Origin of the sequence: Paenarthrobacter nicotinovorans, from assembly GCF_021919345.1 — a bacterium.
Classification (GTDB): Bacteria; Actinomycetota; Actinomycetes; order Actinomycetales; family Micrococcaceae; genus Arthrobacter; species Arthrobacter nicotinovorans.
Genome location: NZ_CP089293.1, coordinates 3880544 through 3899879 on the forward strand (window position 1 = coordinate 3880544; position 19336 = coordinate 3899879).

Annotated in this window: 15 protein-coding genes; 5 read left to right on the top strand and 10 right to left on the bottom strand. The window is 64.7% G+C overall.

The window, feature by feature from the left end; genetic code table 11:
- Window positions 1–8: 8 nt before the first annotated feature.
- Window positions 9–1232, top strand: coding sequence for an FG-GAP repeat domain-containing protein (locus JMY29_RS18020; RefSeq protein ID WP_189076332.1), 1224 nt, complete (start codon window positions 9–11; stop codon window positions 1230–1232).
- A gap of 183 nt (window positions 1233–1415) precedes the next feature.
- On the opposite strand, the gene JMY29_RS18025 is transcribed toward JMY29_RS18020, so the two are convergent.
- From JMY29_RS18025 to JMY29_RS18055, 7 genes are read right to left on the bottom strand one after another with little or no spacing between them, the layout of a single operon-like run.
- Window positions 1416–2741 carry an NtaA/DmoA family FMN-dependent monooxygenase gene (locus JMY29_RS18025; RefSeq protein WP_079581857.1) on the bottom strand — a complete coding sequence of 442 codons (1326 nt, stop codon included), beginning with the start codon at window positions 2739–2741 and terminating at the stop codon, window positions 1416–1418.
- Window positions 2738–3823 (bottom strand): LLM class flavin-dependent oxidoreductase, encoded by a 1086-nt coding sequence (locus tag JMY29_RS18030; RefSeq protein WP_189076333.1) that lies wholly within the window; start codon window positions 3821–3823, stop codon window positions 2738–2740. Before JMY29_RS18030 ends, JMY29_RS18025 begins: the two co-directional genes overlap by 4 nt.
- On the bottom strand, window positions 3820–4665 hold the full coding sequence (locus tag JMY29_RS18035) for a DUF1684 domain-containing protein (protein WP_018778120.1): 846 nt from the start codon (window positions 4663–4665) through the stop codon (window positions 3820–3822). The genes JMY29_RS18030 and JMY29_RS18035 overlap by 4 nt, the downstream gene beginning before the upstream one ends.
- Window positions 4649–5815 (bottom strand): LLM class flavin-dependent oxidoreductase, encoded by a 1167-nt coding sequence (locus JMY29_RS18040; RefSeq protein WP_018778119.1) that lies wholly within the window; start codon window positions 5813–5815, stop codon window positions 4649–4651. The genes JMY29_RS18035 and JMY29_RS18040 overlap by 17 nt, the downstream gene beginning before the upstream one ends.
- Window positions 5812–6831, bottom strand: coding sequence for an ABC transporter substrate-binding protein (locus JMY29_RS18045; protein ID WP_189076334.1), 1020 nt, complete (start codon window positions 6829–6831; stop codon window positions 5812–5814). The genes JMY29_RS18040 and JMY29_RS18045 overlap by 4 nt, the downstream gene beginning before the upstream one ends.
- 10 nt (window positions 6832–6841) lie before the next feature.
- Window positions 6842–7753, bottom strand: coding sequence for an amino acid ABC transporter ATP-binding protein (locus JMY29_RS18050; RefSeq protein ID WP_229778642.1), 912 nt, complete (start codon window positions 7751–7753; stop codon window positions 6842–6844).
- Window positions 7750–8715, bottom strand: a complete 966-nt coding sequence (locus tag JMY29_RS18055) for an amino acid ABC transporter permease (protein ID WP_018778116.1) — start codon at window positions 8713–8715, stop codon at window positions 7750–7752. Before JMY29_RS18055 ends, JMY29_RS18050 begins: the two co-directional genes overlap by 4 nt.
- A 288-nt stretch (window positions 8716–9003) precedes the next feature.
- Between JMY29_RS18055 and JMY29_RS18060 the strand changes: the two genes are divergently transcribed.
- From JMY29_RS18060 to JMY29_RS18075, 4 genes are all read left to right on the top strand, one after another.
- Entirely contained in the window at window positions 9004–10947 is a 1944-nt protein-coding gene (locus JMY29_RS18060; RefSeq protein ID WP_189076335.1) for an FAD/NAD(P)-binding protein, read from the top strand.
- Between the two features lie 79 nt (window positions 10948–11026).
- The gene (locus tag JMY29_RS18065; protein WP_026267222.1) at window positions 11027–11545 is read left to right on the top strand and encodes a GNAT family N-acetyltransferase; all 519 of its coding nucleotides are present in this window, start codon (window positions 11027–11029) and stop codon (window positions 11543–11545) included.
- A gap of 3 nt (window positions 11546–11548) precedes the next feature.
- Window positions 11549–13276 carry a helicase HerA-like domain-containing protein gene (locus JMY29_RS18070; RefSeq protein ID WP_055972978.1) on the top strand — a complete coding sequence of 576 codons (1728 nt, stop codon included), beginning with the start codon at window positions 11549–11551 and terminating at the stop codon, window positions 13274–13276.
- Between the two features lie 151 nt (window positions 13277–13427).
- Window positions 13428–14420: a hypothetical protein gene (locus JMY29_RS18075; protein WP_179128412.1), complete on the top strand. Its 993-nt coding sequence runs from the start codon at window positions 13428–13430 to the stop codon at window positions 14418–14420.
- Between the two features lie 181 nt (window positions 14421–14601).
- Here the strand turns inward: JMY29_RS18075 and JMY29_RS18080 are convergent, their stop codons facing one another.
- The 3 genes from JMY29_RS18080 to JMY29_RS18090 all read right to left on the bottom strand — a co-directional run bounded on the left by JMY29_RS18080 (window position 14602) and on the right by JMY29_RS18090 (window position 19207).
- A complete protein-coding gene (locus JMY29_RS18080; RefSeq protein WP_018778111.1) occupies window positions 14602–16575 on the bottom strand; it encodes an NHL domain-containing thioredoxin family protein in 1974 nt (657 codons plus the stop codon).
- Window positions 16575–18797: a cytochrome c oxidase assembly protein gene (locus tag JMY29_RS18085; protein ID WP_055972984.1), complete on the bottom strand. Its 2223-nt coding sequence runs from the start codon at window positions 18795–18797 to the stop codon at window positions 16575–16577. Before JMY29_RS18085 ends, JMY29_RS18080 begins: the two co-directional genes overlap by 1 nt.
- A gap of 122 nt (window positions 18798–18919) precedes the next feature.
- The gene (locus JMY29_RS18090) at window positions 18920–19207 is read right to left on the bottom strand and encodes an HU family DNA-binding protein (RefSeq protein ID WP_011776355.1); all 288 of its coding nucleotides are present in this window, start codon (window positions 19205–19207) and stop codon (window positions 18920–18922) included.
- Window positions 19208–19336 lie beyond the last annotated feature (129 nt).

Below are 19336 nucleotides of genomic sequence, written 5' to 3' on the forward strand. Positions count from 1 at the left end.
GGGGAAAAATGGGGAACTTTCGAGCGCGCTTGTTGATTCGATCGCGTCTGTTAAGACGTGCAACCACTACTGCAACGGCAACGGGCCTTCTGGCATCCGGGCTGGTGGGCGCCGGACCAGCCCTTGCCGACTACCAGCCAACTCCGTACATCGACGGCGTTCCGTACGTTGGGTCCGAGATGCGCCGCCAGTACAACTACGACTACTGGGGTTGCAGGTACCCCGACGGTTCCAGCGACGGCATCACCCTGGAGTGGCTGCGCGACGGTGAGACCCTACCCCAGGAACGCCAGGGAGAAACCCTGAAGGTCCTGCCCGAAGACCAGGGCTCCAGGATCTCGTTGCGTGTCCATCCGTTGACTCCCGGTGAGCCCGGCTGCCCCACAGGCACGCAGTTGAGTGCGGAAACCGCGCCGATCAAAGCTTCCAACCGGGCAATGGGCTGGACAGGCAGGGGCAACTTCGAACCCCTGGCCCGGACCGCCGACGGCCGGCTGATCCTGTACCCGCGGACCTACACGTATTACAAGGGCGCCTGCGAGGGACCCTGCCCCGCGTACTGGGGAACATGGGACGAACCCCGGCAGGTAGGGGCGGGCTGGAACATGTTCAACATTGTCTTCTCGCCCGGCGACTTTGACGGCGACGGATTCAATGACCTCCTTGCCAGGAACTCAGCGGGCCAGTTGTTCCTCTACCCGGGTGACGGCGACGGCGGCTGGCTTCCTGCCCGCCAGGTGGGCGCCGGTTGGAACATTTTCGACTCGATCGTGGGTCCCGGGGACTTCAACGGCGACGGCCACAACGATGTCCTTGCCCGGAATCCCGCGGGCGATCTGTTCCTGTACCCCGGAGATGGCGAGGGCGGGTGGCTGGCGCCCGGCAAGGTGGGCTGGGGCTGGCAGGTCATGAACAAGATCATCACCAGCGGCGACATGAACGGCGACGGCACAGTGGAGATCTTCGGCCGCGACCACAGCGGCGGCCTCCAGCTGTACCCCACCGACGGCCAGGGCGGCTGGGGTGTTCCCGCGTTCATGGGCAGCGGCTGGAACACGTTCCGGGATGTGTCGGGCCTGGGCAGCTTCGCTCATCAGAAGTACAACAACCTGGTTGCCATCAACCAGAACGGCGATCTTGTCCTGTACTCCACAGGCGCTGCCACCACAGGGCTTTATGGTCCGTACGGCCCGGTCGGCAACGGCTGGGACGTGTTCCGGGAACTGCTCTAGCGGTCCATTAGAGGGACTGCCCCCACACCGTCAGCTGGAGCTTCACCGTCGCGCGGGCATCATCCCCGCCCTCCGATGCGGAATTCTGCTGAATCATTGCCAGGAGCAGGCGGAACACGCCCCGCGTTTCCGGGGTTTTTCGCCGGCGCCAACGGAATGATCCAGCAGAATCTGCACGCTTCATCAGGAACGCACGGGCGTTTCCAGGCCCAGGTTTTCGCGGAGCGTGGCGCCCCGGTACTCCGTGGGGTACACGCCACGGTCCTGGAGCTCGGGCACAAGGTGGTTCACGATCTCGTCCAGGCCGGTGGGGATGAGCCATGGCGAAATGTTGAAGCCGTCCACGGCACCAACCCTGGCGTATTCGGCGAGGTGGTCGGCGACGGCGGTGTAGGAACCGGTAAAGGTGGCATCGATGCGTGCCGTCTTTGAGGTGACGAACTGCCGGATGCTCAAGCCCTTGTCCTTGGCCTCTGCCCTCCACTGATCGGCAAGTTGCCGTGCCTTGGCACCGTGGAATCCGCTGCCGCGGGTTTCGGACGTTTCCTCCACCACGGGATCGATCTCCGGGAGGGGACCATCGGGATCGTAGGAGGAAAGCTCGCGGCCCCAGAACTGTTCCAGGTAGGCAATCGCCTGCTGGGGTCCGATCTGCAGACTCCGGACCCAGGCCTTTTTCTCCTGGGCTTCCTGGTCCGTTGCGGCAAGGATGAATTCGCTGGCAGGCATGATCTGCACCGCGTTCGCACCCCGTCCGGCAGCTACGGAGCGGGAAACGATGTCGCGCCGGAACTCGACGGCGTCATCGAACTTGGGGTGCGCGGAGAAGATGACGTCCGCTTGCCGGGCAGCGAAGTCGCGGCCCTCGGGTGAGTCGCCGGCCTGGAACAGCACGGGCCGGTACTGGGCACTGCGGGGCAAGCGCGGGGTGACATCCACGGTGTAGTGCTGCCCTTGGTGCACCACCCGGCGTGCGGGGCCGGTGGGCGTTTCCCAGGAGTCCCAGATCCGCTTGGCAGTTTCGACGAAAGCCTCGGCGTGCTTGTAGCGATCGGCGTGGTCAAGGTAGCCGCCGCGGCGGAAGTTTGCCCCGGTCCAGGCGTTGTCCGTCGTCACCACGTTCCAGGCGGCCCGCCCGCCGGAGATGAGGTCCAGCGAGGACAAACGGTGTGCAAGGTCTGCGGGGTCGTTGTAGGTGGTGTTCTGAGTAGCCACCAGGCCGATGTTCTTCGTCACGGACGCCAAAGCAGCGAGCATGGTCTGGGCATCGGGCCGTCCGGCGACATCCAGGGCATGCGGGCGCCCGAGGTGTTCGCGGAGCCGCAGCCCTTCCCCCAGGAAGAACGCGGCGAACTTGCCACGCTCAGCCGTTTGCACGATGTGGCGGAACGATTCGAAGTCGGTCTGCGAACCGGATTCGGCCGCTTTCCAGATGGTGCCGGAGTTGACGCCCTGGAAGAAGATACCGAACTGGATCCGGCCGCTCGGCTGGAAGATATCGCGTGTCATGCTGGTCCCTGCTTTCCTGCGGCGACGGCCGCGGCAGATGTCGAATAGCGGCTTTGGGGGCGCTCCAGGCCGAGTACATCGCGGAACGTTCCATCCAGGACGGGCGGCCGCACTGAACCGCGGCGCCGGAGCTCCGGGAGGACCAGCCGTGACAGTTCCTCCAGCTCCACTTCCAGGGCCGCGGGGTGGAGGCGGACTCCGTCGGCCTCGGCGAGCAGCACCTCAAGGAGCTCGATGAGTCCATCGGCGGGGCCGGTGTAACGCGCCCGTTCGCTGTCGGACAGGGCCGCCTCGGGTGAGGCCACCGGGCGTGAGGCCGCGCTTTGCCCGCGTGCGTCCAGGATGACGTCGAGCTCCGCCACAATCGCCACCGAGCCGCCCAACCGTGCGCGGACATCCCGGATTTCGGCAGTCAGCAGCTCGGGCGTCGGTGCGGACACCAGGACAGCGTCCACGGCCTCAACCGGAACCTGGCCTTCGCCCACCAGCTTCGCAGCTGCCAGCACGGGCAACTGGCCTTGCAGGGGCCTGGGGATGATGGACGGTCCCTTCACGGAATACGGCGTGCCACTGAAGTCAGCCGGGGTTTCAAAGTCCACGTAGTGAAGCTTGTCGACGTCCAGGTAGCGCCCCGTGGCGACATCGCGGATCACGGCGTCGTCTTCCCAGGAATCCCAGAGCCGGCGGCCTGCTTCGATCGAGGCGGCAGCTTCCTGTGCAAGAGCGTTACCCGTGACAAAGGACCGTCCGACGGCGGCAGCGGCCTCGGGCGACTCCGCCGCCGTGGCAATCCACCCGGCCCTGCCGCCGGAAACGTAGTCCAGGCTGGCAAGCTGTGTGGAAATGTGGAACGGCTCCGTATATACAGTGTCTACCTCGGGGACCACGGCGATGGTCCGTGTGATTGGTCCGGCAAAGGCCGCCCGTTGCAGGGCGTTCGCGCGACCGGCTTCCGGGGTGTCCTTGAAGGTTGCCGCGTGGAAGCCCGCGGACTCGGCGTCGAGGACGGCGCGGGCAAGGTTTGCGTACCCGGCACCATCGAGTTCAATGGCCAGGAACCCGGCCTTCTTGGCAATGCTCACTTCTGGTCCTGACGTTCGTAGGGAATCTTCTCGCCGGCTTCAATGGCCACCGGGAGCCGGTTTTCGGCGGGAGGCAGCGGGCAGGTAGCAAGGTCGGTGTAGGCGCACGGCAGGTTCACTGCCCGGTTGAAATCGAGCCGCACCGAGCCATCTGCGGCGGGAACCACGGACAGCGAGCGGTTGGCCGCGTAGGTGGTCTTGCCGGAGGTCTGGTCGGTGAACAGCACGGACAGGGAACCCGGGGCATGCCCGTTGAAGGCTGTCAGCGCGAGTTCCTCGCCGGCCAGCTTGAAGCGGATCTCGCCCGGGGCTTCGTACACGTGCTGGATGCCTTCGACGGCGGCACCCACCGTGGTGGGCCGCGGGACCTCGAACGGGACAAAGGTACCGGCCACGGCGAAGGCAGCATTGGGCGTGTACGCCGGAGTGCCCTGGTACTGACGCAGGAGCGCGTTTTCCGGGTTTCGGGGACGCACGATGTACTCGCCGCCGCGCTTGGCAACCTCGATCACTGTGTCTCCTGATACCAGGTTGATGCCGCCGCGTTCCTCAATGGGTCCCAGCTCGAGGACGGTCCCGTTGTTCAGCTCGACACCGTCCTGCTGCAGGCTTTCGCCCGGTTCCAGGACGACACGCACGACGTCGGCGTCCACACTCCAGGTGCCGGGGGCACCTTCCAGCCGGGTCGCGTCGCCGGTCAGCCAGTGCAGGTGGGTCACGGCGAGGAAGCCGTGCGGGTGGGCACGGTGACGCTCATGGGCGTCGTGCCATTCCTGCCATTCCTCGTCAAAGGCTTCGAGGCCGGAGGCGGTGTTCGTGGCGCTGTCAGTTTGCGTAGACATGGGCGTTGTCCGTCCTGTTGAAGGCGTGGTCTGCGGTTACGGTTGCTGCGGCGTCCGGTTCGGTGGCGCCGGCGAATTCCGGGCGGCCGCCGAAGGGATCGTCGGATTCCCACAGGGTTGTCGGTGCGGACGCCCGGACTGCGGGAATGACGTCCAGGGCGAAGCGTTCCAGTATCTCCAGCTGCTGTTCGAACGGCAGTGTGGTGGGCAGGGAGATCGACTGGAGATCGTGGTTGTACAGCGAGTGGTAGCTGAGGATCTTGTCGATTACCTGCTCCGGGCTGCCTACCAGGGCCGGTCCCTCCGCCACGGCGTGGTGGATATCCCGGAACGGTGTGTTGTTGCCCGGAACGTTGCGCCCGGCAGTGAGTCCTTCGTAAACCGGGCCGTATTGCCGGATGGCTTCCTGGGTGGTGTCCGCGATGAACACACCGCCGGCACCGCTGCCCGAGCCGAGGTACTGATGCCGGGGATCGTGCCCGTGGCGCTCGTACTCTTCGCGGTAATGGTCGATCAGGACTTTGTAGTTCCCGCGCGGCTGGATGGCGTTGGCCGTGAACAGGGGATCGCCCCATTTGGCGGCGAGCGCAGCGGACGTCAGGGTTGTAGCCGAGCCGTGCCAAATCCGGGGCGACCCCGCGAAGGGGCGGGGCGTCGTCGTGGTTGGCTCGGTCAGGGCGGGCCGGAAGCGGCCCGACCACGTGACGCTTTCCTTGCGCCACAGCGTACGCAGCAGCGCGTACTTTTCCGCGAGCAGGTCCCACTGGTCATCGAGGGACAGCCCGAACAGCGGGTACTGCAGGACCTCGTTGCCCTTGCCGATCACGAGCTCCAGGCGGCCGCGGCTCAGTTGGTCGATGGTGGCGTAGTCTTCCGCCACCCGCACGGGATCCAGCACGGAGAGTACGGTGACGCCGGTCTGGAGGCGGATCCGGGTGGTGACGGCGGCAATCGCGGCGAGGACCGTCGTCGGGGATGACGAGACGAACTCGCCGGCGTGGCGCTCTCCCACGGAGAAGCTGTCGAAACCGAGTTCCTCCGCGCGGCGAGCCGTCTCCACCACCTGGTTGAGCCGATCAGCAGTGGAGACGATCTCCCCCGTCACCGGATTCTTCAGGTGCGGGATGATGTCGAGGACTTGGAACTTCACTTTCCCGTCCCAAAAGTGGCTTCCGTGACGGTCTTGGACTCCGGCACGGCTTCTTCGGAAAGTCCCCAGCGTTCCAGGACCTTGCCGTACGAGCCGTCCTTGATGGTGGAGTTCAGGGCTTCGGTGATGGCCGGAGCCAGGCCGTTGCCCTTGAGGGTGGTGGCTGCCACCAACGTTTCGGAGGGCCATCCGGCGTTGACCTTGCCAACTACCTTGAGGTCGTCGCGGGTGTTCTCGCGATAGGTCACCGAGGGGTACGGAGCGAGGTTCAGGTCGGTGCGGCCGGATGACAACGCCAGGATGGTGTCGGCGTCGGAGGAGTAGTACTGAAGGGTGGCGGGAGCCTTGCCCTTCGCTTCGAGCTCCTTGTTCCAAGCCAGCAGGATCTTCTCCTGGTTGGTGCCGGAGCCCACGGAGATCTTCAGGCCGGAGATGTCATCCGAGCCCTTAATGTCGTAGCTGGAGCTCTTCTTCGCTTCGAAGCCCATGAACGCGGCACGGTACGTGGAGAAGTCGAACAGCTTCACGCGGGCGGCGTTGATGCCCACGTTGGAGAAGACGGCCTCGAAGTCACCGGACTGGGTCTTGAGCGGCCAGTTCTCCCACGACGTCACCTGCAGGTCCAGGTCCAGGCCGAGCTTGTCGGCGACAAGCTGGGCGATATCCACTTCCACGCCGATCGGCGTTTTGTCGTCGGTGGCGTGGAAGGACAGCGGTATGGAGCCGGCTGTGGTGGCAACGGTCAGCTTGCCGTCCTTCGCGATGGCTGCGGGAACCGCTGCGGCCGCCGTCGTGTCCTTCTCACCCCGGATCCGGTTCTGGTCCACGGAGGTGTTGTAGACGATTCCGTTCCTGGCGGCTTCGGATTCGGGCTTTGCTGCCGACGCTCCAGGATCGGAGCACCCCGCCAGCGCAGGAAGCACGACGGCGGGAAGTACAGCAAGTGCCAGGAGCCGGCTTTTAGTTGAGCGCGGTTTTGTTTCATGAGCGGCGAAGCCGTGGGCGGTGCGAAGCATGGAGGGTGTCCTAGATGTTGAAAGCTGGTTCGATGACTTTGGAGAAGAAGCTCCGGGTGCGTTCCTCGCGGGGGTTGGCGAAGATGTCCTGGGGTGTGCCGGACTCGACGATCAGGCCGTCGTCCATGAACACCACGGTGTCCGCGACGTCCCGGGCAAAGCCCATCTCGTGAGTCACGATGATGAGCGTGGTTCCGGACGTGGCGAGTTCCCGGATAACGTCGAGGACCTCGTTGACCAGCTCCGGGTCCAACGCGGACGTCGGCTCGTCGAAGAGCAGGATCTTGGGATCGAGTGCCAACGCCCGGGCGATGGCAACGCGCTGCTGCTGGCCGCCGGAGAGCTGGCGGGGGTAGGCGTCGGCGCGGTCTTTCAAGCCCACCCGGTCCAGGAGCTCCAAACCACGCTTCCGGGCCTCGGCCTTGGAACGCTTCTGGGCCACGATCGGCGCTTCGATGACGTTCTCCAGTGCCGTGAGGTGCGGGAAGAGGTTGAAGCTCTGGAACACCATGCCGATGTTGGTGCGCTGCTTGAGGATGTCCTTCTCACGGAGCTCATGGAGCTTGTTGCCGCGGACCTCATAACCCACCAGTTCGCCATCGATGGTGATGTAGCCGCCGTCCACCTTTTCCAGGTGGTTGATGGTCCGGAGCAGGGTGGACTTGCCCGAACCGGAGGGGCCCACGATCACCGCGACGCCGCCCGGCGGAACCGACAGTGACACGCCTTTGAGGACCTCGGTGGCGCCAAAGGACTTACGGACGTTGGTGATATCCACCTGTCCTCGGGTCGCTTGCCGGTCAGCAGAGGCGGGCCGGGCCGCCGTCGTGCCGGCTGACGCGGCAGCCGAAGTTTCAGCCGGAGCCTCGTCCGCGGCCTGTGCTGTCGTCTTGGATTCTTTGCGTGCGGCGACGGTGCTCATCGGGCGTCCTTCGTGGGAGAGGCAGCAACATGGGTAGCGAAGAATTTCCGCGCTTTCTGCAGCGGGGTAAGCGGCAGGTTCCGGACGGCACCCTTGGAGAAGTGGCGTTCGATGTAGTACTGGAAAACGCTCAGTACCGAGGTGATCACGACGTACCAGAGCGTCGCCACGAGAAGCAGCGGCAGCACCTGCTGGGTCCGGTTGTAGATGACCTGGACTGTGTAGAACAGCTCGGAGTAAGCCAGGACGTAAACGATCGACGTGCCCTTGACCAGGCCGATGATCTCGTTGAAGGCGTTGGGCAGGATGGCACGCATGGCTTGCGGCAGCACGATCCTGGTGTTCCGCTGCCACGCGGGAATGCCCAGCGCGGAGGCCGCTTCCAGCTGGCCCTGGTCCACGGAGAGGATGCCGCCGCGGATGATCTCCGCGGAGTAGGCAGCCTGGTTCAAGGTGAGCCCCAGGACTGCTGCAGCGAACTGGCTGATCAGCGTAGTGGTCTGGGCCTCGAAAAAGCGGACGTCCGTGAACGGGATGCCCAGGCTGATCTTCTCGTAAAGGTAGCCAAGGTTGTACCAGAGCAGCAGTTGGACCAGCAGCGGAGTCGACCTGAAGATCCACGAAAAGGTCCACGAGACGGAAACCAACAGCGGGGACGCCGACAACCGCATCAGGGCGAGGATGAACCCTAGGACGAATCCCAGGACGCCTGAGATGGCCGTGAGCTTGAGGGTTTCCACCAGGCCGTTGACTACGGATTGTGCCGTGAACCATTCGGCCACCACCCCCCACTCCCAGCGGGGGTTGGTCACAAGGGACCATGCGATGGCGGCCACGCCGGCGGCCACCACCACTGTGCCCACCCAACGCCAGGGATGACGGGCAGGAACCAGCTTGTACTCGGAATAATCCGGGGTGGGCGGTGCAGTGTCCGCCGTGGCAGGCGGTGCGATTGCACTCATGCGCCACCTCATTTCAGATCGGTTGTTGTCTATCGGATGGCTGCCAATCTATGGGCGTGCGAAACCCCGCAGCAAGGCGGGAATTTGCACTTCTTCACTGGACTTCGCGGGGCTTCGCCGGGGTTCTCACGGCGTCACAATCATCGTCATGCAGGGCCATATGAGTCGCTTCGTTGCGTGGGTTGACGGTGCGTGACGCATGGTGAACGGCGGTTACCGGCGCCTCGACCCACGCACCCAAAGCTCCCTAGATTGGGCATCACCAACCACCGCATTCCAGGAGATCCCATGCCGTCACGAGTTCCCGCCATCGCCTTCATTGGCGGCGGCCCGCGCACGGCCGGCGTCCTGGAACGGTTGGCCGCCAACCGGCCCGGCCTGTTCGAGGGTCCCCTTCACCTCCACGTCATTGAGCCCTACCAGCCAGGCTCCGGGCGGATCTGGCGCTATGACCAGAGTCCGGGGTTGCTGCTGAACTCCACCGCAGCCGATGTCACCATGTTCACTGACGAGTCCGTGACGTGCGAGGGGCCGTCCGTACAAGGACCGGGACTGTCCGCCTGGGCCGCCGGAGTACTTGATGGCAGCATCCGTGATGTTCCTCCTTTGGAACCGCACCTGCTCGCCCAGCTGCGCTCGCTGACCCCGGCGTCGTTCCCCACCCGGCAGCTCCAGAGCAAATATCTGGAGTGGTTCTTCGGCCGCGCCGTCAGCGCACTGGGCCCCGAAACAACGGTGACGGTGCACCGCGACACAGCCACCGGCGTCGAACGTTCCGGCGCTGACAGGCACAGCGTGCGGCTGGCCTCCGGCGGCGAGGTTGTTGCCGACGTCGTGGTGTACTCGCTGGGCCACACGGATTCCCTTGTTGACCGCGAGTCCGCCCGCCACAGCGACTTCGCTGCCCGGTACGGCGGCTTCCACGCCCCGCCGTCGTACACCACGGATGTCGACTACTCCGGGATCGAGGCCGGTCAGGACGTGATCGTCTCCGGCATGGGACTGGCGTTCGTGGACCTGCTGGTGCTGCTGTTCGAGGGCCGCGGGGGCCGCTTTGAAGAACGGTCCGACGGCGAACTCGACTACGTGCCTTCCGGCGCCGAACCGCGTCTCTGGGCGGGGTCGCGACGCGGCGTGCCCTACCACTCCAAGATCTCCTCGACCCTGCGCAGTCCTGTGGAGCGTCCGCGGTACTTCACCGCCGAAGCCGTCGGCGCCCTGCTGGCCGGGCATCACGAGCTGGATTTCCGTACCCAGCTGTGGCCGCTGATCGCCAAGGACGCAGGTTACGCCTACTACCGCGAGCTCTTCACCGGCTACCCTGAGCGGGTCCTGGGCACCTGGGCCGCCTTTGAAGCCCGGTTCGATGCTCTCGACTGGTACAGCCCGCAGCGCGAAGAACTGGTGGCGGTCTCCGTGCCGGACGCTGCCCTGCACCTCGACTTCGAAAAACTGGACCACCCGCTCAGTGGCTGCGCGTTCGCCGATCACGACTCGGTACAGCGTTCAGTCGCCGCCTATATCCAGCGGGACCTGGACCTTCGGACCGGCCCGGACCATTCCGAGACCCTGGCCCTGTTCACCGCATTATTGTTCGTCTACATGGACCTCGGCCGGCTGGTCCCGCAGGAGCGGCTGAACGCACGCTCCCAGCAGTCCATCCATGGGTGGTGGCACGGCTTCTTCAGCTTCGTGGACTCAGGGCCGCCGTCGCACCGGCTCCGGGAGATGCTCGCCCTGCACAGGGCCGGGTACTTGAAATTCCTGGGCCCCGGCATGTGGGTACGGGCCGATGATTCCGTGGGCCGCTTCGTGGCGGGGTCCTTCCAGTCGCCCGTGGTTGTAGATGCATCCGCCTACATCGAGGCGCGCCTGCCTTCCGCTTCCGTGGAACGTTCGGCGAATCCCGCTTTGGCGGACCTGCACGACGCCGGATGGGGCACCGAGCAGCGGCTGCTCACTTCCGAGGGCCCACACTCCACCGGGAAACTCCTGATCTCCGGGAATTACGAGGTATTGTCCCCTGTTGGTACACCACAGAATGGTTTGTTTGCCGTGGGGCCGTGGACCTCGGGCTGGGGTGCCGGAGCCTTCGCACGCCCCAACACCAACGCAGCCCCGTTCCGGGAGAACGACGCCCTCGCGCGCAGGATCCTGGCCACGGTTGCTGCCACGTTGGAGGGAGCCGGCGCGAGTGCCCCGGCCTCGGCTCCAGCGCCCCATCCCAACTAGGGGACAGCAAACGTCGCACTGAACCGCCATGACAGCAGTTGCTGTCCCCCACTCGGGTTCCACCTACGAAAGGCCAGACATGACAACAACGCCAACCCTGCCGACGTCGGGCCTTACCGTCCTCAGCCTGCCCATGCGCGATCCCCGCGTCCGCCCGCTCCTGGACGAGCTCGCCGTCGAATACAACACCCGATACGGTGACCTGTTCAGCAGCGAGGGCGCGGCCGAAGAATTGAACCGCTACCCCGCCGAGGAATTCGCGCCGCCACACGGAGCGCTCATCATCATCCAGGAAAACGGTGAATCCGTGGCCGGTGGCGCCTTCCGCCGCTACGACGAGCACACGGCCGAGCTCAAGCGGATCTGGACCCACTCCGCCCACCGCAGGCGCGGACTGGCTCGCCTGGTCCTGGCCGAACTCGAAAACGAAGCGCGTCGGCGCGGCTACCGGAAGCTGTACCTGACCACCGGTCCACGCCAGCCCGAGGCGAAGAATCTGTACCTCGCCACGGGTTACAAAGCCCTGTTCGACCTCGCCGCGGACCCCGAAGACATCAAGCATTTGGCCTTCAGCAAGGATCTTGCCAAGCCCAGCTAAGCTATGCGCATGGCCAACGAACCCAAAGCAACAACTGCTGAAAAACTCGCCACCATCCAGCAGGGGTACACCCTGCAAGGTGCCACCATCGAGCTGGGTGCCGCGATCGTGGACGGTGAAGTCTACAAGGAAGCCCAGGTCCGCCTGCCCCTCGCCATGATGAACCGCCACGGCCTTGTGGCAGGCGCCACCGGCACCGGCAAGACGGTGACGCTGCACATGATCGCCGAACAACTCTCGACGGCGGGCGTCCCGGTTTTCCTCGCGGACATCAAGGGTGATCTGTCCGGATTGGCGACGCCGGCCACCGGCAGTGAAAAGCTGACGGCACGTACGTCCTCGCTCGGCCAGGACTGGCAGGCCAAAAACTTCCCGGTCGAGTTCCTTTCGCTCGGCGGAGACGGCAACGGCATTCCGGTCCGGGCCACCATTACCTCGTTCGGGCCCATCCTGCTTTCCCGCATCATGGACCTCAACGACACCCAGGAGTCCAGCCTCCAGCTGATCTTCCACTTCGCGGACCAGAAGAACCTTGAACTGATCGACCTCAAGGACCTCCGCGCCGTGATCCAGTTCCTGACCTCGGACGAAGGAAAGGCCGAACTCGCCGAACTGGGCGGGTTGTCGAAGGCCACCGCCGGTGTCATCCTCCGCGAGCTGGTCGGCTTGGAAGCGCAGGGCATGGAGAAGTTCTTCGGCGAACCCGAGTTCGACACCGCCGAACTGCTCCGCACAGCACCGGACGGCCGCGGTGTCATCAGCTGCCTGGAACTGCCCACGCTCCAGACCAAGCCCCTCCTGTTTTCCACGTTCCTCATGTGGCTCTTGGCGGACCTGTTCGAGGACCTCCCCGAAGCCGGAGACCTCGACAAACCCAAGCTCGTGTTCTTCCTGGACGAGGCCCACCTGCTGTTCAACGACGCCTCCAAAGCCTTCCTCGACGCCATCACCACCACCGTGCGGCTGATCCGTTCCAAGGGCGTGGGTATCTTCTTCGTCACCCAGACCCCCAAGGATGTCCCGGCCGATGTCCTGGGCCAGCTGGCCAACCGCGTGCAGCACGCCCTGCGCGCCTTCACCCCCGAGGACGCCAAAGCCTTGAAGGCCACCGTGTCCACCTTCCCTGTCAGTGACTACGATCTCGAAGAGACCCTGACGTCAGCCGGCATTGGCGAGGCCGTCATCACCGTCATGAACGAAAAGGGCGCCCCCACGCCTGTGGCGCTGACCCGGCTCCGTGCCCCCGAGTCGGTCATGGGCCCCAGCGCCGACGATCTCATCAAGAGCACCGTCGCCGCGTCCCCGCTCCTGGCGAAGTACGGGACAGCCGTAGACAACCTCTCGGCCTACGAGAAACTCAATGGCCGGGCAGCCGCACCGACAGGCGATGCCGCACCGGGGCTGCCGCCCGTGCCATCTTCCGGCACGCCCGTTGGAACATCCCAAGCGGACATAGACGCCGAAGCCCGCCGCATCGAGGAAGAGATCCTGGGACGGCCCAGTTCACGGCCGTCCACTTCAACCACCGACTCCTACCCGGCGCCACCCGCTCCCCAGCCTGTCCCCCAGCAAGCACCACCACAGGACAGCGGCATGTTCGGCGACATCGCCGGAGCCCTTGGCGGCGCACTGGGCGGTGGCCTCAAGAGCATGGTCCGATCCATGGGAACGCAGCTGGGCCGGGACCTCATGCGCGGAGTTTTTGGCACGTCCTCACGTCGCCGGCGCTAGCTTCGCCAGCCTGGTTGAACCACGACGCCGGGTGGCAGCGACGCCTGCTGCCGCCCGCCGTCGGGCTTCTCCAGACGGCTGATAAAACGTCATAACGGGTACCTCCTGCACGGCGTGGGCTGTTGCGGCAGGTAACGTAAAGGGCGTGCAGTTGAGTCAAGCGTTCGTCAAGACCGCAGCCGGATGGCTGCTCGGTCTGATGCTTGCTGTCGTCGGCGCGATCGTCTGCATCAACCTGGTGGGCTCTTCCGTGGCCAGTCCGCAGCAGCCCGTCAAGGAGTATCTGCAGGCGCTCCAGGACGGCAAAGGCGAAGAAGCCCTGGGCCTCCTGCGGGCCAAAGTGCCCAGCGCCAACGCGGCCATGCTCGACGGCACGGCCCTCCAAACCGCCGCTTCCAAGCTTTCGGACGTCCATGTGGGGAATCCCGAATCCCGCAGTGCAAACCGGGTAGCCGTTCCCGTGGACTACACCTTGGACGGCAGCCGGCTCCACACGGAATTCCTCATGGAACGAACCGGTACGCAGTGGCTGTTCTTCGGGAAGTGGGCGTTCGTGCCCACCACCCTGCCCACCATTGATGTGACTGTGGTGAACTCCAGCGAAGCCACCCTCAACGGCGTTCCCGTCAACATGCCCAACGGCCGCAACACGTTTGCCGTGTTCTTCCCGGGCAAATACGAGGCCAGCCTTAACGGTACTTATTTCGAAGCTCCCGCAACCTCCGCGCTCGTCACAACGCGCGACGGCGGACAGGCACCCCTGAACCTGCAGACCCGGTCCACCAAAGCCATGAACGACGCCGTGGCCGGGAAAGTGCGCGAATTCCTGGACACCTGCGCAGCCCAGGCCACCGAACAGCAGCGCCTGCAGCCCGACTGCCCGTTCTACCACGTCAGCAATGCCCGGGTAGTGGACGGCACCATCAAGTGGGCCATCACGGAGTATCCCAAGATCACCATTGAACCGTTCAGCGGCAAATGGGTTGTTGCTCCGTTGAACGGCAAGGCTACGTTGACCGCCCGGGAGGTCAACCTGTTCACGGGACTAGTGAACGACCTCAACGTGGAGCACGACTTCAGCTTCACCACCCAGTTGGATGTCAGCGGCGACACTGTGACGGTTACACCCCTGCTGACGTTCTAGCCCGCGGGAAAAACCCGGCGGTTTTGTAGTGCTTTTTGGTACTGCAGGGGCTGGTTTTTGGTACTGCAGGGCTGGCGCCGCCAGCGTAGTGGCACGCGGCCTTTGGGGATCAGGTCCCGGTGAAAGCACAACGGCCCGCCTCCTGCCCGGTGTGGGAGGAGACGGGCCAGCTGCGTGGGGTTTAGTCCATGCCGCGGAGGTCCAGCACGAGCTCAGACTCCCCGTCGGCCTGCAGGACCACCGGAATGCCCCAATCCTGCTGGTACAGGTGGCAAGCGGCGTGGTCCGGGATTTCGCCGTCTTCGGTCTCCGGTCCATCACAGGCGGCCGCGCGGGCGGTGATGTGCAGGATTCCTTCGGGGACATCCGCCGACAATTCAAGCGTGCGCAGGAGACCCACCGAGGTCCCGCCGCCGGAAACCAGGAGCTCGGGCGGTGTGGAGGAAATCTTCATCTGGGTGGGATCGCCCCAGCGGTCATCAAGCTTTTGACCGGTGGGAGCCTTGAAGCGCACGGCCAGCTCAAGGGTACCGGGCGTGACCGGGCTCTTGGGGCGGTGCGTCTGCGATGCGCCCTCGTCCACCTGTTGGGCTTCCTTGGGGATCGGTACCAGGACCAGCTGGTGCTTGTTCGATTCCACCACTACCAGCAACGGATCGCTGCCTTCCACCTGGACCACCACGACGTCGCTCGGCTCAGCGAGGCCCCGGGCCAGGGTGGAGACGGACTTGGTGGCGGGGTCGTAGCGGCGCACAGCCCCGTTGTAGGTATCGGCGATGGCCACCGAGTTGTCCGGAAGCACAGTCACGCCCAAAGGGTGCTGCAAGCGGGCTTCGGCAGCTTCCCCATCACGGAAGCCGAAATCGAACAGGCCCTTGCCTACTGCGGTTTCCACGGTCACGCCGGAATCGCTGACCACCAGGCGGCGCAAGGACGATGTCTCCGAGTCAGCTACCCAGATGTTGTCTTCGCCGTCGATTGCCAGGCCGGAGGATTGTGCGAACCAGGCTTCCTCGGCTTTGCCGTCCAGCAAACCTTCAAGACCGGAGCCGGCCAGGATGGAGACCTCATTGGCCAGGGGGTCAAAAGCGAAAATCTGGTGTGTGCCGGCCATGGCGATGACCACCTTCTGCAGCTTTTCGCTCCAGACCACATCCCATGGCGAGGAAAGGGACACTTCCGTGCCGCGCCCGAGCGCTCCAACGTCCAGGGCGTCCCCGGCGAAGTCAGCCGGACCGTCGTCGTGGTGTTCAGACCAGGTACCGGCGCCGGAGTCGGTGACACGGGCGGGCCCGGTGTCCAGGAGCCGCTGCACGCCGTTGCCTGCGATCGTCTGGACGTATCCCGAGCTGAGGGTCACGCCTCGGAGGCGGTGGTTGACGGTGTCGGCCACCACGGCATCGTAGCCGAGCTTCCAAGCCAGCTCCGACGGCAAAAGGGTGACGCCCTGGGGTTCGTTGAACCGGGCAATTTCAGATTGCCCGTCCAGGTAGCCCTTGGTGCCGGACCCGATGATCCGCTCCACGGTCTCCAGATCCGGGCGCAACTCCACCAAACGGTGATGGCCGGAATCCACCACCAGGTAGTTTCCGTTGGCGAGCTGGGTCGCCTTACCGGGGAACCGCAGAGTGCCCGACGTCGGCACAGGAGCTACGTACGGACCGTCACCGCGGTGGAGTGTCCCCTTGGCTTCATGTTCAGCGACGAGTTCTTCGAGCAGGACGGCGAGGCCGTCTGCGTGGCCCTCGCCGGAAAGGTGGGCCACAATGTAGCCCTCGGGGTCCACTACCACCAGCGTGGGCCAGGCACGGGCGGTGTACGCCTTCCAGGTGGCCAGTTCGGGGTCATCCAGCACAGGGTGGTGGATCTCGTAGCGTTCGACGGCTGATGCCAAAGCGACAGGATCTGCTTCGTGCTCGAACTTGGGCGAATGCACGCCAACGGTTACCAGGACGTCCGAGTACTTTTCTTCCAACGGACGCAGCTCGTCGAGAACGTGCAGGCAGTTGATGCAGCAGAAGGTCCAGAAGTCGAGAAGCACGATCTTGCCGCGCAGGGACTCGAGGTCCAAGGACTTCCCACCGGTGTTGAGCCAGCCGCGGCCCTCGAGTTCGGAGGCCCGGACCCGGTGTTGGGTACGTACGGTTTCGCTCATCAGCGTCCTTCCAGCTTGGTGTTCGGGTCGGTGTGCCCGGAATTGTCGTTCGTGGGGCGCTCGGCCGGGGCTGTTGTGGTTGCCCTGGCAGTGCGGCTTGCAAGCTTGGCATCACGCTCTGCCAGCCGGGCAAACATATCGTTGTAAGCACTGAGATCGGCGTCGTTATTCCTGTCGGCCGCACGATCCACCCGGCGCTTCTCCCGTTCGTCGGACCGGGACCACATCACTGCCACGCCGATGGCCACCAGCAGCGTGGGGATTTCGCCGATGCCCCAGGCAACGGCGCCGCCCAATTGTTGGTCTCCCAAGGCCGAGGGGCCCCAGGCGCGGCCGAGGTTGCCGAAGTAGTCCGCAGCGAGCAGGCCGGTGCCACCCATGATGGATACGCCAAAGAACGCGTGGAAGCCCATGGTTGCCAGAAGGAGCAGCAGCCGCATCGGATACGGTGCACGGCGTGGCAAAGGATCGCTGCCGATCATGCTCAGGACAAAGATGTACCCGGTCAGCAGGAAGTGGAGGTTCATCAACTCATGGCCCACGTGCTCACGCATGGCCAGACCAAAGAGGTCCGAGTAGTAGAACAAGACGATGGAGCCCGCGAAGTTTGCCGCCGCGAACAGGGGGTGCGTGACCACCTGGGAGAACCTGGAGTGTACAAACAGGAGCAGCCATTCCCGCAAGCCACGGGAGCCATGGGTACCTTCACCCCGGGACGGCAGGGCCCGAAGGGCCAGCGTCACCGGAGCGCCGAGAACCAGGAAGATGGGAGCCACCATAGTGAGGGCCATGTGGTCCACCATGTGCGCAGAGAACAACACCCGGCCGTAGACAGCGGGCGGGCCGGACGTGATGTAGGTCAGGACCACCAGGCCGATCATCCAGTTCACCGTCCGGAAAACGGACCACTGGTCGCCACGGCGCCGGACCTTGACGATGCCCATGATGTAGGAGACGGCTCCAAACAACGCCACGCCTACCCACAGCCAGTCAAAGCGCCATTCGGTCAGCCAGCGCGAAGGGGTGAGTTCCGGTGGCAGCTCGTATCCGGAAAGGATGAACGACGGCGACGCGTCCGGGGCGTAGGTGGTGGGCTGCGGCGGAGCCGAGCGACCCAACGCGACGGCGAGTCCCGACGTCGCGCCCATCACCAGCAGCTCAACCAGAACCAGCTGCCACAGCACCCGGCGCGCAGACATGGAGCCGTTCTTGCCGAGCTGCGGGATAACCCATTGGCGGTGCATGAAGCCGATACCGCCCAGCACCAACGTTGCGAGGGCCTTGGCCACAATGAGTTGACCGTAAGAGGAGCCGAAGAGGTCGGCCGGGTTGGTGACCCGGATGGCAGCGTTGATGACACCGGAAGCGAACACCAGGACGAAAGCGAAACCTGCCAGGGACGAGAATCGCCGAAGGGTCTGCTCCGTAATGTCCGGGGTCCCCTTCGTCCGGGAACCGGTGAGGATTCCGGACAGGACCGCCAGCATGATGATGCCGCCAACCCAGGTGGAGACGCCCACCAGGTGGAGGCCAAGGGAGTTGATGGCGCCCTCGTGATCGCTTGAACTGGAGGAGTGGCCGATGAGCGCCGTTGGAATCAGCCCGATCAGCGCGAGCACAAGCGTGAACGCCAGGCCCGTCAGGGACCGGACCCCGAACAGCGCTGTAGTGACCACGGCGGCAATAATGGTGACGGCCAGCCAGGCTTTGCCGGTTTCGATGTCCGTCATGAAGTAGACCAGCGAACGGGTGAACTCCGCGTCCCCGGAAAGCGGCTGTCCGGCGACGTCCGAATAGGTCAGGACCAGGACGGCGACTGCGGACAGTGTCCACGCAGCGCCAGCGGCGGCGGCCACCGCGAGGGCCCGGGCAAATGCCGGATGCTCGACGGCGTCGGCGTCTTTCTCGCGGGACCGGGAGCCGCCGAGGTTCTTCGGCAGGATGCCCACGGCAAAGATCAGGCCGCCAATCACCGTGGCCACCGACACGTTGTGGATGGCTTTGGCAAACGGAAGGCCCCACCTGACCAGGGCGCCGGGATCTGAAACCTGGCGGGCCGCCGACGCGCCGGAGAAGATCAATGCCCCCGCAAGGGCGACGATCAGGACCGCCAGGCCCGCCAATTGCCAAGGAAGGGAAATCCCCGCGACTGTGGACCCTCCACGCGCTCCCGGCTTGGGAGGAGTCGAAGGGACAGTTGCGGAATTTCTTGCTGATGGCACTTATCCATTGTCCGCTACCTGTCGCCGGGCTGCGAATCGACAGGGCGCTATGTGCATTAACCCAAAGAAGAAGGGGCGGCAACCATCAGGTTGCCGCCCCTTCAAGGCCTATGCCGAAGAAGTTACTTCTTCTTGGCGACAGCTGCCTTCAGCTTGGAGCCAGCGGTCAGCTTGACGCTGTGGCCGGCTGCGATCTGGATGGTTTCGCCGGTCTGCGGGTTGCGGCCGGTGCGAGCTGCACGGTCGGTGCGCTCAACGGCGAGCCAGCCCGGGATGGTGATCTTCTCGCCGGCGGCGACAGAAGTCTCGAAAACTTCGAACAGTGCATCGAGCACGGAGTTGACTGCTGCCTGGCTGGTGCCAGCCTTGCCTGCTACCTCTGCAACGAGTTCACTACGGTTCTTAGCCATTTACGTCCTCCTGGACTCATACGTTTTTGAGCTTTCAAGCGGAATGCGAGCAAGCCACTGTTCGAAAACTTACCAGCTTGCGATGCCATGGCCAGCAAATTCCGCGTGTTTCCGCGCCTTTTTGACCAA

Bases quoted from the DNA above. Each gene is read 5' to 3' on its own strand.
- JMY29_RS18080 (WP_018778111.1), bottom strand. From the start codon at position 16,575: ATGAGCGAAACCGTACGTACCCAACACCGGGTCCGGGCCTCCGAACTC.
- JMY29_RS18035 (WP_018778120.1), bottom strand. From the start codon at position 4,665: ATGTCTACGCAAACTGACAGCGCCACGAACACCGCCTCCGGCCTCGAA.
- JMY29_RS18050 (WP_229778642.1), bottom strand. From the start codon at position 7,753: ATGAGCACCGTCGCCGCACGCAAAGAATCCAAGACGACAGCACAGGCC.
- JMY29_RS18065 (WP_026267222.1), top strand. From the start codon at position 11,027: ATGACAACAACGCCAACCCTGCCGACGTCGGGCCTTACCGTCCTCAGC.
- JMY29_RS18055 (WP_018778116.1), bottom strand. From the start codon at position 8,715: ATGAGTGCAATCGCACCGCCTGCCACGGCGGACACTGCACCGCCCACC.
- JMY29_RS18025 (WP_079581857.1), bottom strand. From the start codon at position 2,741: ATGACACGCGATATCTTCCAGCCGAGCGGCCGGATCCAGTTCGGTATC.
- JMY29_RS18090 (WP_011776355.1), bottom strand. From the start codon at position 19,207: ATGGCTAAGAACCGTAGTGAACTCGTTGCAGAGGTAGCAGGCAAGGCT.
- JMY29_RS18060 (WP_189076335.1), top strand. From the start codon at position 9,004: ATGCCGTCACGAGTTCCCGCCATCGCCTTCATTGGCGGCGGCCCGCGC.
- JMY29_RS18045 (WP_189076334.1), bottom strand. From the start codon at position 6,831: ATGCTTCGCACCGCCCACGGCTTCGCCGCTCATGAAACAAAACCGCGC.
- JMY29_RS18070 (WP_055972978.1), top strand. From the start codon at position 11,549: ATGCGCATGGCCAACGAACCCAAAGCAACAACTGCTGAAAAACTCGCC.
- JMY29_RS18020 (WP_189076332.1), top strand. From the start codon at position 9: ATGGGGAACTTTCGAGCGCGCTTGTTGATTCGATCGCGTCTGTTAAGA.